At 56.4% G+C, this 13,303-nt stretch carries 10 protein-coding genes and 1 pseudogene; 2 read left to right on the top strand and 9 right to left on the bottom strand.

Annotated elements, in window-relative coordinates:
* Positions 1-164 precede the first annotated feature (164 nt).
* A complete protein-coding gene (locus BKD70_RS24695; protein ID WP_240478035.1) occupies positions 165-551 on the bottom strand; it encodes a transposase in 387 nt (128 codons plus the stop codon).
* On the opposite strand from BKD70_RS24695, the pseudogene BKD70_RS05990 reads away from it, so the two are divergent.
* Positions 537-3,498, top strand: a pseudogene (locus BKD70_RS05990) (Tn3 family transposase). The gene BKD70_RS24695 and the pseudogene BKD70_RS05990 sit on opposite strands and share 15 nt — an antisense overlap.
* 53 nt (positions 3,499-3,551) lie before the next feature.
* Here the strand turns inward: BKD70_RS05990 and BKD70_RS05985 are convergent.
* The 7 genes from BKD70_RS05985 to BKD70_RS05955 all read right to left on the bottom strand — a co-directional run bounded on the left by BKD70_RS05985 (position 3,552) and on the right by BKD70_RS05955 (position 10,171).
* Complete coding sequence (locus BKD70_RS05985; protein WP_047274089.1) at positions 3,552-3,776, bottom strand: hypothetical protein; 225 nt, start codon at positions 3,774-3,776, stop codon at positions 3,552-3,554.
* Positions 3,773-4,906 carry a colicin E3/pyocin S6 family cytotoxin gene (locus BKD70_RS05980; protein ID WP_240478034.1) on the bottom strand — a complete coding sequence of 378 codons (1,134 nt, stop codon included), beginning with the start codon at positions 4,904-4,906 and terminating at the stop codon, positions 3,773-3,775. Before BKD70_RS05980 ends, BKD70_RS05985 begins: the two co-directional genes overlap by 4 nt.
* Positions 4,907-5,158: 252 nt before the next feature.
* Positions 5,159-5,860, bottom strand: coding sequence for an ABC transporter ATP-binding protein (locus BKD70_RS05975; RefSeq protein ID WP_047274091.1), 702 nt, complete (start codon positions 5,858-5,860; stop codon positions 5,159-5,161).
* The gene (gene livG / locus BKD70_RS05970) at positions 5,861-6,628 is read right to left on the bottom strand and encodes a high-affinity branched-chain amino acid ABC transporter ATP-binding protein LivG (RefSeq protein ID WP_047274093.1); all 768 of its coding nucleotides are present in this window, start codon (positions 6,626-6,628) and stop codon (positions 5,861-5,863) included.
* Positions 6,625-7,881 (bottom strand): high-affinity branched-chain amino acid ABC transporter permease LivM, encoded by a 1,257-nt coding sequence (locus tag BKD70_RS05965; RefSeq protein WP_047274095.1) that lies wholly within the window; start codon positions 7,879-7,881, stop codon positions 6,625-6,627. The genes livG and BKD70_RS05965 overlap by 4 nt, the downstream gene beginning before the upstream one ends.
* Positions 7,878-8,801 (bottom strand): high-affinity branched-chain amino acid ABC transporter permease LivH, encoded by a 924-nt coding sequence (gene livH / locus BKD70_RS05960; protein WP_047274097.1) that lies wholly within the window; start codon positions 8,799-8,801, stop codon positions 7,878-7,880. Before livH ends, BKD70_RS05965 begins: the two co-directional genes overlap by 4 nt.
* Positions 8,802-9,049: 248 nt before the next feature.
* A complete protein-coding gene (locus BKD70_RS05955) occupies positions 9,050-10,171 on the bottom strand; it encodes a branched-chain amino acid ABC transporter substrate-binding protein (RefSeq protein ID WP_047274099.1) in 1,122 nt (373 codons plus the stop codon).
* 363 nt (positions 10,172-10,534) lie between these two features.
* Here BKD70_RS05955 and BKD70_RS05950 point away from each other — a divergent pair, with 363 nt between their 5' ends.
* Positions 10,535-10,840: a DUF2288 domain-containing protein gene (locus BKD70_RS05950; RefSeq protein WP_047274101.1), complete on the top strand. Its 306-nt coding sequence runs from the start codon at positions 10,535-10,537 to the stop codon at positions 10,838-10,840.
* A gap of 148 nt (positions 10,841-10,988) precedes the next feature.
* Here the strand turns inward: BKD70_RS05950 and BKD70_RS05945 are convergent, their stop codons facing one another.
* A complete protein-coding gene (locus BKD70_RS05945; protein ID WP_047274102.1) occupies positions 10,989-13,172 on the bottom strand; it encodes a hypothetical protein in 2,184 nt (727 codons plus the stop codon).
* Between the last annotated feature and the right edge of the window lie 131 nt (positions 13,173-13,303).

Genomic DNA, 13,303 nt, shown 5'->3' with positions numbered 1-13,303 from the left:
TTACCCCACTAGAGAAGCGACCTCGGGTTTTGTTACAGATGAGTCGAAAAAAAATAAATGGCGTGGCTGGGGCGGGTGGAGTCGATGCTGAAACGCCGCGCTGCGCCTGTGCAACCGTGTTAAAGGGATTTGGGGAGCAACGGAACAGAAAGTGCACTTAAGCCCTACCAGCGTCGTTCAGTAGCTTCCTCCCAGGCATCCGCCTCGATAAAGCAGTTGCGCATCTCGGCTTCCTGGCTGATCTCGCCGAGCAAGTCATGCATCTCCTTATCCAATTCCTCGTCGCTCTGATAGGGAACTGTCAGTTCATAGTTTCCCGACTCCAGGCGCTTCACGCCGAATGGCTCTAGGCAATAGCGCTCAATGTTCTCCTTGGTCCTCTTTCGACCGCGCACGAACTTGCTGTTGTTCTCCACCGCCAAACGCAACGTAATGGTGGCAACCCGTTCAATGGCCGACTCTGCCGGTGACGCGACATTGCGCTGCTGACCCCGCGTTTGTTCGCTCTTCTGATACGTCCCGATATCGACACCACGATGACTCAGGAGCAACGCGACGGCTTTGGTCGCTATGTCGATCCTCCTAGCCGCGAAGAGCTGGAGCGCTATTTCCACCTGAGCGATGACGACCACAAAGCCCTCCTGCCGCTACGCGGCGAATACAACCGTCTCGGCTACGCCACGCAACTGACCAGCGTCCGTTACTTGGGCATCTTCCCTGAAGACTTTTCAGCCATTCCGGATGAGGTTCTGCAAGTGCTCAGTCGTCAACTAGGCATCAATGATCCGACGTGCATCCTGGCCTATGCTGAAACCCGCCAGCGTCAACGTCATGCTGGCGAGATTCAGGAGCGTTATGGCTATCGGGTGTTTGCTGACTCCAGCGTCGGCTTGCGACTTGCTCGCTGGTTATATGCGCTCTGCTGGCCAGGGACAGATCGTCCTAGTGAGTTGTTCAATCGGGCGACGACTTGGTTGCTGACGCATAAGGTTTTACTGCCTGGCGTAACGGTACTGGAGCGGTTTATCGCCCAACTGCGCAGTCGGGTCGAAGAGCGCCTCAGGCTCACCTTAGGCCGCAGCGTGACTGATGAACAGAGACAGCACCTGCAAGAATTGCTGGTAGTGGTCGAAGGTAACCGCTACTCCCGCCTGGATCAGTTGCGCTCAGGCCCGGTGATGATCAGTGGGCCCGCACTGATTCGTGCGCTACGACGACTCGATGACGTGCGAGGCATCGGCATCACCTTGCACGCAGCGGCCCATATCCCACCCAGCCGAATCGCGGCCCTGGCACGCTTTGCCAACACGGCCAAGGTCACCGCGATCAACCGGCTGCCGGCATCACGGCGGATGGCAACGCTGGTGGCATTTGCGCTTTGTCTGGAGGCGACTACGCATGATGACGCCTTAGAAGTGCTGGAAGCCTTACTGCGCGACCTATTCAGCAACGCAGAGAGGGCCGACAAAAAAGCTCGGTTGCGCAGTCTAAAAGACCTGGATCGCTCGGCGGCAACGCTCGCTGCCGCATGCAAGGTGGTACTGGATAGCTCAATCAGTGATGACAACGTCCGTGCCCGGCTGTTCAACGACCTACCACGTATCACGCTGGAGAAAGCCCTCGAAGAGGTCACCGCGTTGATCCGTCCGGCCAACGATGTGTATTACCTCGCCCTGGAGGAGCGCTACCGCAGCGTGCGCCGTTTCCTTCCCGACCTATTGAAGCATGTTCGCTTCGGCTTCAGTCCGGCAGGCAAGGGCGTGGCAGCGAGTCTGGACTGGCTGCAACTGAACCTACCTCGCAGGAAACCGGAAGATGATGCACCGCAAGAGATCGTGGCCAAGGCTTGGCAGCAGCACATCACTCGCGAAGACGGCTCCCTCGACATGGGCGCCTATGTCTTCTGTACGCTTGATGCGCTGCGCACGGCCTTACGCCGCCGCGATGTCTTTGTTTCACCCCGTTGGCGCTATGCCGACCCGCGTATCGGCCTGCTCGATGGTGCTGAATGGCTGATGGCACGACCGATCATCTGCCGCTCGCTGGGCCTGACTATCGATGCCAAAACCACCTTGGACGCCTTGTCTGTCGAGCTGGATGCAACGTGGCAGGCAGTCGCCGCCCGCGTGCCCGAAAACCCTGCCATCCAACTGAGCGAGAGCGCTGATGGCGAAACTGAGCTGTCCCTCGGAGCGCTGGACAAGCTGGAGGAACCGAACTCGCTACTGCAACTGCGTGCGGCAGTGGCCGACTTGATGCCGCGTGTCGATCTGCCGGAAACTCTATTGGAAATCGCCGCTCGTACCGGCTTCGCTGAGGCCTTCACCCATGTGTCCGAACGCAATGCGCGGGCCGATAACCTGGTGATCAGCCTGTGTGCCGTACTCCTGGGGGGAGCCTGTAACACCGGCCTGGAACCATTAATCCGCAACGACAACCAAGCGCTACGCCGTGCTCGACTGTCCTGGGTTAGCCAGAACTATCTACGCGACGACACCCTGTCAGCAGCCAATACCATTCTGGTGGCTGCACAAAGCCAACTGGAACTGACTCAGATCTGGGGCGGCGGCGAAGTAGCCTCCGCCGATGGCATGCGTTTCGTCGTACCGGTACGCACGGTGCATGCTGGCCCCAACCCGAAATATTTCGGTACCGGCCGGGGCGTCATCTGGTACAACCTGATTTCCGATCAGTTCTCCGGCCTGAACGCCATCACGGTGCCCGGCACTTTGCGTGACAGCTTAGTATTGCTAGCGGTTGTGCTGGAACAACAGACCGAATTGCAGCCAACACAGATCATGACCGATACCGGCGCCTACAGCGATATGGTATTCGGGTTGTTCCGTCTGCTCGGTTATCACTTCTGCCCGCGTCTGGCGGATGTCGGTGGTACCCGCTTCTGGCGCACACGCCCTGATGCGGATTACGGCAAACTCAACGGACTGGCTTGGCAGTCGGTCAAGCTCGACCTTATCGCCGAACACTGGGATGACCTGCTGCGCCTGGCTGGCTCACTCAAACTCGGTCGAGTACCGGCGACCGGTATCATGCGCACTCTACAGACAGGTGATCGTCCGACCCGCCTGGCCCAGGCACTGGCCGAGTTCGGGCGGATCGAGAAAACCCTGCACACGTTGACCTACATCGATGATGAGTCCAAACGCCGGGCTACTCTGACCCAGTTGAATCGCGGCGAAGGCCGGCACAGCCTGGCTCGTACCGTGTTCCATGGCAAACGTGGCGAGCTTCGCCAGCGCTACCGCGAAGGCCAAGAAGATCAACTCGGTGCCCTGGGTCTGGTGGTGAACATTATCGTGCTGTGGAACACCCTCTACATGTCGGCAGCCGTGAAACGGCTAAAGCAGCACGGCTAACCGGTGCTGGACGAGGATCTGGCTCGGCTGTCGCCGCTGATCTTCGAGCATATCCTTCGCGGTACCGGAAGAGGTCGCTCGTGGGGAGTTGCGGCCACTGCGTCATCCCGACGATGACGCGTGATTCTCTTAAGGGCGTCTGTGGTGAGCGTTGGTACGGTTTGCGACCACCAAGTATCAGGCGTTGCACGTTAGAAACAGCTCCAGATCTCTGGGTAGTTCCAACGAACAAAGCTGCTCTATAGCGCTAATTTGCTCCGAAGTAAGCCGGTAGTCGTATACGTAATCATCGTCTTTTTCCCAGCCCATTATCAGTTTAAGATCTGCGACAGAAACTGGAATTTCCTTTTCAAAAGACGCGAAGTCCTCACCTTCAGGGACTCCCATAATCACATGCTTCATGGTTCTACTTTCCTTGTCGGGTCTGCTGCTTTGTTTTGAGTGCCAGTTTTGTGATCAAACTCGCCGAGGTGCTTGCCTCGTTTATTGTATTTCTCAACTGCACCATGCTGGAAATCCCATTCGTAGATTGTGCCGTCTCTGCTCTTCCAGCGTGGACGTAAGCCTCCTCCACCTTGAACTGAAGTTTTTGATTTGGCCCATTTTGCGTCCGGAAACGCTGGCAAGGAGTCAGGTTTTGGATGATAGCCAGATCCTGACACGCTCAGCGAGATGTAAATCGGCTGAATACCGGTGTTTGGGAACCAGATAATCGCGTCCTGGTAATCGGGCGGGTGCACCGGATTGATCAGGATACGATCGGCCTGCTCGGTCGGTGGATACACCCACGCAGCGGGTTGCAGCGAGGCACCTTCCAGAGCCGGAATACCCAATACAGCGTTGGGATCGGCGGCGGGAGTCCAGATGACCTCGATGCCATCTCCCATATCCGCAACAAGTTGCTCGCCACGCGCCTGCGCCGCGATCACTGGCACGCGCTGCCATTCCCGTTTTGTCCCGGTATAGAATCCGTATACGCTCACGGAGCCATCCGGGAGGTGTTTAATGTGCACTCGCACCCGCGTATTGCCTTCGCTGAGCTGTGCGTATTGCTCGGACGTGTAGAACGCGCTGTCGGGTGAGGTCGTGTTTGGCAGCACCATGCCAATGATTATTTTCACATTCGGCGGGGCCAGCGTCGACAAACTGCCCCCCAAACGCTTGGCCAGCTCGATGGCGCTGCCAGAACCGCCAATCCACTCCAGCGCCGTCCCGGCCGTAGAAACCGCCGTCCCCATGCCCAGCACCGAATACGCGCCATACTGGCTGAGCGACTCGACCGGTACAAATCCGTTCGGGTTGCTGTAGTTGATAATTCCATCGGGCAACGCACACGACTTGGAGAAGACGCAGCCCTTGAGTATGGGCGAGGGAGCTTTTTTTACTGGAGGGGGAGGCTCTGGGCGTGGTGGTGGCTCGACCAATTGCCGGTTCCGTTTTGCGCGCAATAACGCTTCTAGACGCGCCTTTTCCTTCATCGCTTGCTCGTAACACACCTTGCAGTGGTGTCCTGCCCAGTTCCCTTCAGCCATTTCATTCTCATCCTGATTTCAGACAACAAGTCTACCGGCCAGGGAGTAAGTGAAGCCAGACCCGAGCGTGCAGTCGAGTAGCATTCAGTTTGATGAACGATCCATAAACTGATCAGGCAGATCTATCGGCAGATCACGAAACTGTACTGCCAGAGCTTAAGTGCACTTTCTGTTCCGTTGCTCCCCAAACCCCTTAAACCGCTGCGCAAAAAAAAACGGCCCCGAAGGGCCGCTCTCGTGTCACAGGCAGGCTTAGCCGCCGAGGTAGGCGTCGCGCACTTTTGGATCGCAGAGCAACTGCTCGCCCGTGCCTTGCATGACCACCCGGCCGTTCTCCAGCACGTAGGCGCGGTCGGCAATTTTCAGGGCCTGGTTGGCGTTTTGTTCCACCAGAAACACCGTCACACCTTCTTTGCGCAGTTGTTCGATGATGTCGAAAATCTGCTGAATGATGATCGGTGCCAGCCCCAGTGACGGCTCATCCAGCAACAACAGCTTGGGTTTGCTCATCAGCGCCCGGCCAATGGCAAGCATTTGCTGTTCGCCACCGGACATGGTCCCGCCACGTTGGGTGAAACGCTCTTTGAGCCGCGGGAAAAGGTGCAGCACCTTGTCCATTTGCTCTTGGTACTCGTGCTTGTCGGTAAAAAAACCGCCCATGGCGAGGTTTTCTTCGACGGTCAGCCGAGCAAAAACACGACGTCCTTCAGGGACAACGGCGATGCTCTTGCGCATGATCTGCGCCGAACTCAACCCCACCAGTTCTTCGCCCAAGTAACGAATACTGCCGCTGTGAGCCTGTGGCGAACCGCACAGGGTCATCATCAACGTGGATTTCCCCGCACCGTTGGCGCCGATCAGGGTCACGATTTCTCCCTGACGGACCTCGACGTTGACGCTGTGCAATGCCTGAATCTTGCCGTAGAAGGTTGAAACGTTTTCGAATTGCAGCATTTACGCTTCCCCCAAATAGGCTTTGATCACGTCAGGGTTGTCGCGGATCTGTTCCGGTGTGCCGTCGGCCAACGGCGTACCCTGATTGATAACCACGATGTGGTCAGAGATGCTCATCACCAGTTTCATGTCGTGCTCAATCAGCAACACCGTGGCGTTGTGCTCTTCACGCAGTACGCCGATGAGCGCCTTGAGGTCGTCAGTTTCCTTGGGGTTCAAACCGGCGGCCGGTTCGTCGAGCATGAGGATGCGCGGGCGCGTCATCATGCAGCGGGCGATCTCCAGACGCCGTTGCTGGCCATAAGCCAAAGTGCCCGCCGGGCGGTTGGCGAACTCGGTCAGGTTGACCTTGTCCAGCCAGTACGCAGCGTACTCCATGGCGTCATGTTCGCTTTTGCGAAAGGCTGGCGTTTTGAACAAGCCCGCCAGGAAATTGGTGTTGAGGTGGCGATGCTGAGCGATCAGTAAGTTCTCGACAGCCGTCATGTCCTTGAACAGGCGCACGTTCTGGAAGGTGCGCACCACGCCTTTGCGGGCAATTTCGTGACCGGGCAGGCCTTCAATCGCTTGGCCATCGAGCAAAATGCTTCCGGCCGAAGGCTTGTAGAACCCGGTCAGGCAGTTAAAGACGGTGGTTTTACCCGCCCCGTTGGGGCCGATCATGGAAACCACCTGTTTTTCCTTCACGGTCAGGCCCACGCCGTTGACCGCCAACAAGCCGCCAAAGCGCATGCTCAGGCCGCTGACTTTCAGTATCTCGCGGCTCATTTTCGCAGCTCCAGGTGAGGACGTTGCATCGGTAGCAGACCTTGCGGACGCCAGATCATCATCAGCACCATCAGGGCGCCGAACAGCAACATCCGGTATTCACTGAAGTCTCGCATCATTTCCGGGAGCAGAATCATCACCACGGCAGCCAGAATCACACCCAACTGCGAACCCATACCGCCGAGCACAACGATGGCCAGAATGATCGCCGACTCCAGGAAGGTGAACGATTCGGGGGTCACCAGCCCTTGGCGGGCCGCAAAAAAACTACCGGCAAACCCGGCGAATGTTGCGCCCAGGGTGAAGGCCGAAAGTTTGATGACGGTAGGGTTCAAGCCCAGTGCCCGGCAGGCGATTTCGTCCTCACGCAGGGCTTCCCAGGCCCGGCCGATCGGCATGCGCAGCAAACGGTTGATCACGAACAGCACCAGCAGCACCAGCAGTAACGCGATCAGGTACAGGAAAATCACCTTGTTGATCGAGTTATAGGGGATGCCGAAGTATTCGTGGAATGTCTGCATCCCCTCGGCAGCGGTGCGGTCGAAACTCAATCCGAACAGCGTGGGCTTAGGGATGTTGCTGATGCCGTTGGGGCCGCCGGTGATGTCGGTCAGGTTACGCAGGAACAGGCGAATGATCTCGCCAAAGCCCAGGGTCACAATGGCCAGATAGTCACCCCGCAAACGCAAGACCGGGAACCCCAGCAAAAAGCCGAAGGTGGCAGCCATCAGGCCCGCCAGTGGCAGGCACACCCAGAAGCTGAAGCCAAAAAAGTGCGACAGCAACGCGTAGGTGTAAGCGCCGACGGCATAAAAGCCGACATAACCCAAGTCCAGCAAGCCCGCGAGCCCCACCACGATGTTCAGGCCAAGGCCCAGCATCACGTAGATCAGGATCAGGGTCGCAATGTCCACCGCGCCACGCGAACCATAGAACGGCCACACCAGTGCCACTACCACCAGTCCGAGGATAATCCAGCGCTGAGTGCTGGGCAATGTCAGAAAGTTAGTGGCTTTGGCAGGGACTTTCGGCAGGTTGGGCGAAGCCTTCCAGGCAGCGCTCAATTGCTGGTTGAACAACACGCGCACAAACATCAGCAACGAACAGAGAGCGATCACGCTGAGCGTGAAGGTGCTGGTGTTGTGAACTTCGATGTTGATGCCGACGATGGTCAGTTTCAGACCCAGTACCGGGTAGGCCACAGCCCAGACCAACAGGGCGCTGAAGAACGCCGATTTAAGATTCCTAGTCATACTTTTTCGATCTCCGGACGCCCCAGAATGCCGGTCGGACGGAACAACAGCACCAATACCAGCAGGCCAAACGCCACAACGTCTTTGTATTGGTCGCCGAAAATATCAGCGCCAAAGGCTTCAGCTACCCCCAGTACCAGCCCGCCCAGCATGGCGCCAGGAATGCTGCCGATACCCCCCAGCACGGCGGCGGTAAAGGCTTTTAGCCCCACCAGAAAACCGGCGTTGGGGTTGATCACACCGTATTGCACGCTGATCAGAACCGCCGCGACGGCGGCCAGAGCAGCACCAATCACAAAGGTCAGCGCAATCACGTTGTTGGTATTAATGCCCAGCAGGTTGGCCATCTTCATGTCTTCGGCACAGGCGCGGCAGGCGCGCCCCAAGCGTGAACGGGAGATGAACAGCGTCAGGCCCAGCATGGCAAGGAAGGTGACGATGAAGACCACAATCTGCATGTAGGAAATAACCACTTCGCTCGCGCCACCCGGCCCGAAGGTGAAGCCTCCCGGAATCAGGTTCGGGATGGATTTGTCTTTTGAGTCCTGTGACAAGAGCACCATGTTTTGCAGGAAGATCGACATACCAATGGCAGAGATCAAAGGGATCAGGCGATTGCTGCCGCGCAACGGACGGTAGGCAACCCGTTCGATGCTGTAGCCGTAGGCACTGGTCACCACAATGCTGGCGAGGAACGCTGCCGTCATCAGCAACGGCACGCTGTCCAGCCCCATCATGGTCAGTCCGGCAATGGCGATAAACGCGATGTAGGAACCAATCATGTACACCTCGCCGTGGGCGAAGTTGATCATTCCAATAATGCCGTACACCATCGTGTAGCCGATGGCGATGAGGGCATAGGTGCTGCCAACGTTGAGGCCGTTAACCAGCATTTGGAAAAAGTGATAGATGTCAGGCATTACCAAGCTCCTAAAAACCTGAGACGCATTTCACTGGTGGAGTCATTTTCCGGACTTGGCGGTGTGGATTTGCATCCACTTGGCGCACAAGCCTTCTCCCAGCGAACCGCTGGTGACGGTTTTAAAGATTTTCAGGTGGACAGGCTTTCGGATCACGAAAACGCAGCCCCAATTCAGTCCAACGAACGTCCGTAAAACAAAGCCCACCGCTGTGCAGTGGGCTTCGTTGTCAGATCAACACGCGGCCCTTATTGAGGGCTGACTTCGGTTTTAGGTTTGCCGAAATGCCATTCGTAGACGACGAATTTGAAATTCTTCACGTCGCCTTTCTCGTCGAAGGTCAACTCGCCGGTAGGGGTTTTGAAAGAACCTTTGTGGATGGCTTCTGCCACTTTGGCCGGGTCTTCGCTCTTGGCTTGCGCGATACCTTGCGCAATTACTTCTACAGCCGCGTAGGCCGGAAATACGAACGGGCCGCTGGGGTCTTCTTTCTTGGCAGCGAAAGCTTCAACTAATGGCTGGTTTGCCGGGTCCTTATCGAATGCTTGCGGCAGGGTTACCAGGAGCCCTTCGGAAGCGTTCTGAGCGATTTGCGAGATAGAGTCATTGCCCACGCCTTCAGGGCCCATGAACTTGGCGTTCAGGCCTTTTTCTTTAGCCTGACGTAGGATCAACCCCAGTTCCGGGTGGTAACCACCGTAGTAAACGAAATCGACATTGGCTTGCTTGAGCTTGCCAATCAGGGAGGAATAGTCTTTTTCGCCTGGGTTGATGCCTTCGAAGACCGCTACTTTCACGCCTTTGTCTTCGAGGGTTTTTTTCACAGCACTGGCAATACCTTCACCGTACTGCTGCTTGTCATGAACCACAGCGACGATCTTCGGTTTGACGTGATCGGCAATGTAGTTACCAGCAGCCGGGCCTTGGGCGCTGTCCAGACCGATGGTGCGGAACACCATTTTGTAACCACGGTTAGTGATCTCAGGGCCAGTAGCGGCCGGGGTAATCATGATGATGCCTTCGTCTTCGTAGATGTCCGAAGCAGGCTGAGTGGAGCTGGAGCACAGGTGGCCAACCACAAATTTAACGCCGTCGTTAACCACTTTGTTCGCCACCGCGACGGCTTGCTTGGGCTCGCAAGCGTCATCGTATTCAACGACTTCTAGCTTTTTGCCGTCTACCCCGCCTTTGGCGTTGATCTGCTCAATGGCCATCTTGGCGCCCGAGAACTGCATGTCGCCATACTGGGTCAGAGGGCCGGTCTTGGCGCCGGCAATACCGATCTTGATGGTGTCTGCGGCAAACGAATGGCTGGCAACGCCGGCCAACACCATAGCGGCAAACAGTTTAGTCATGTGCTTAATAGCCATCTTTATTGTTGCTCCACTCTTCTGTTGTAATTTTTATAGTCCTGGAAGCCAAGGCAGCCGGACCGGGTCTGTTTCTGAGCGAAAATCCCGGCCAATCCCCCCTGCAACTGTACCGGTACAGTGTAGAGCGGCCCTTCAGCGGTTGAATAGCGGGCTGAAGAGGGAAAAACCGAGAAATGTCGCCTAAACGAAAGAAAGAGACAGAATGGCGGCGAAATGGCTGGGGCTTTATTAACAGGATGTTGCTGTCGTCCCCCCGCATGCCTCGTCCCCGTCGCTTTCTTCGTACTCCCACCTGAATCCGGGTTTTTCTACCAGGTCAGCAGCGCTATCATTGCGCCGATTTTTTACCTGGTGGACCCCATGATCGAAGAACCTAGCACCCTCTATGCCAAGCTGCTCGGCGAGACCTCAACAATCGAATGGAAAGCGCTGGAAAAGTTTTTCGCCAAAGGTGAACTGCTGTGGGTCAGCGACGATGTGGACTTGATCGAAGCGGCGCAGGCTGTGAGCCAGGATGAGGCAGGGAAAGTGGCGCAGTGGATGGCCGAGGGAGCCCTCGACAAAGTGTCTGATACGCAGGCGTTAGACTTTGCCGAGCGTGATCCGGTGCTGTGGGCAGTGGTGGTTTCGCCCTGGATCCTGATCCAGGAAAGGGCAGAAAATTAATGCTGCGCACCAAAATCGGGCGATGCTGAGGCGCACAACGCTCACGCTCAAGTGTGTAGGCCAGTAACCGGTTGCCCGATAGTGGCCAGTTGCCGTAGAGAAACGCCACAGTTAGTGCTGTGGCGTTTTTTTTATTTGCCGCGCGGCTTCAGTACGCGGTTTTACCGGTGTGACTGTTGAGCGAGATGATCCGGGTTTTGCCGATACGGTGGCGATAGATCTCGCGCAGGTATTTGATGGCTTTTTTCACGCAATCGCGTGATAGGCGGATGTCGTTGATAGAGACAAATTTGTCTTTATCGTTGATCAGCTCGCGGTACTTCTTCTCGTACATCGGTTTGATGGCGTACCAGTTGGTGTCGAGGATTTTCGCCGGGTTTTCAAACGCGTTGAGCAGTTCATCGATCCGGCTTTCATCGAAGTGCTCACCCGTGATGAACTCCAGCACCGAATCGTCGAGCGTGTCGTCAAACCGGTAAGGGTTACGGGCAAAGCAGCGTTTGATAAAGGCCACGATCAAGGTCAGAAAATCATCCGACAAACACGGGCTTTTCGCGATCAGGGTCGTCAGCGACAGGTTGGCCGAGGCGCCAATCACCAGCGCATAGCGCTTGAGGGTGGTGTTGGGGAACAGGCTGTTGAGGTGGGTCTTGAGGCGGTTCAAGTCCATGTACGACAGCTTGTAGTCCTTGGGCAGCGACACGATGGACACCACCGATGAGCAGTTCTTGAAGAAGTGCAGGTCATGCAGGGCAGCGGCGTCATACCCCGAGTGCTTGTATTGTTCCAGCGCTGCACGGTAGCGCTGAGACTCAATGGGCAGCAGGCTGATGCCTTCGATGGCCTGGGTGTCCTTGTTGAAATGCGGCAAATCGATGGAACGGAAGAACAAGTCATCGATGTCCAGCCGCGGCGGCTCTTTTTCGAACACTTTAAATTTGTCTGTGCCCGGTACGGGCTGTTCAGGCACCACCGATTCTGCATAAGCAATGGCCACAGGCCCGGCCAGACTCATGAACAAGTCGTTGGCGTCGAGGCGGATGGTTTCGCCAATGTCGATCCCGGCGCGTCGGAAGTAATTCTGATCGTAGTCTGTGGTGACTGCCTGGGCCGTCAGAATGTTGAAGATCTGTTGCGAGATATATTGGTTGGCGTGCTTTTCCATCGCGTTGACGTCGATGTTCTGAATCGTGCCGTCATCGCTTTGTTCGGCATAGCGCATGATGTCGTTGGAGATCAGCATCATCGCGTTCCAGGGGCGAATGCGCCCCATGACACTGGCTTCGCTGCAGTCTTCATTATCGAAGTTGTATGAGAAGTCCCACTCTTCGGACAGGTACTTACACAGCAAACGACCGGCGTTGATGTGCAACGCCTCGGACATTTCGCTGCGGTGATCCGAGATGTTCGGCAACACGCAAATGCCGCTGGTGAAAATGGGCTCGAAGACAAAGGCGTGGCCGCTTTTACTGTCGTGTTCATCCGCGGGCTTGGTGTCGAACGTTTTGTTCATGTACGAGAACTGTTGAGCCAGGCCGAACTCCGAGGCCATGCCCGAGCCCGTACCGCCCCCAGCGCTGAAGATCGAGAAATACAGACGCGACTGGTTGGCCTTGATGCCGCAGGAGTCGATCAGGTAGGAGTGGATCAGCTTCCAGTCGGGGCTGGAGAAGCGCTGCGCATCTTTATTGAGAATAATCTTGGCCAGGTACTGACCCAAAATAGGCGCATTACCCGCGCCACCTGCGTGAACTTCCGACAAGTCCATGATCTTCATCTTGCTGTAGTCGCGGATGAAGTTACTTTTTTCGCTCTTGCGCGAAAACCGGATGCGCCCGGCGATGTCCTTGTCCAGATCCCCCAGCAGCACCAGCGGCTCGACCAGAAATACGGGTTTGGTCGGCTTGTTGTGTACCAGGCGCAGGTTATTGCGAATCCATTGTCCGGGGCTGTAGCGTTTGTCTTCGTGACGCGGATCGACCGTACTGAATTCGTTGAGGTAGAACGTGCGGGCGTTGTACACCAGTTCGGCGACATCCAGCGCAATGTTGGAACCGCAACGGCCCAGCCCGATGAGGCACACCGAAGGGAATTGCTGTTCGGCGCGGTGCTCGTTGTCGCCCTCGATCAGTTCTGGCTGCGGGAACACGATGTCACGCAAACCGTCGAGGTTATCGAGAATCCGGTCGGTGTTGGTCTCGGTGAAGTACAGGTACTGCTGAGTCGCCAGTGGCTGCTGGCTCGAATAACTGTTCGATGAACGTTGGGGCTCGTTTATTGTTTTTAGAGACACGTCAGAGACCAAGGGTGTCGCATTATTGTTCGACGTCATTGTTTGCCATCTGTCTGGGCTGGACGACTGTTGAGGGACATTCAACAGGCCAATACGAGGGTGGTAATCGCGTATTTACGGGGCGATCAGGCGTTCGCGGCGCTTAATCCTTATTTTGTATAAGGCTTTTA

Source organism: Pseudomonas sp. BS-2016 (genome assembly GCF_001806145.1).
In the GTDB taxonomy this organism is placed as follows: Bacteria; Pseudomonadota; Gammaproteobacteria; order Pseudomonadales; family Pseudomonadaceae; genus Aquipseudomonas; species Aquipseudomonas lundensis.
This window is presented reverse-complemented; position numbering and strand designations above follow the sequence as displayed.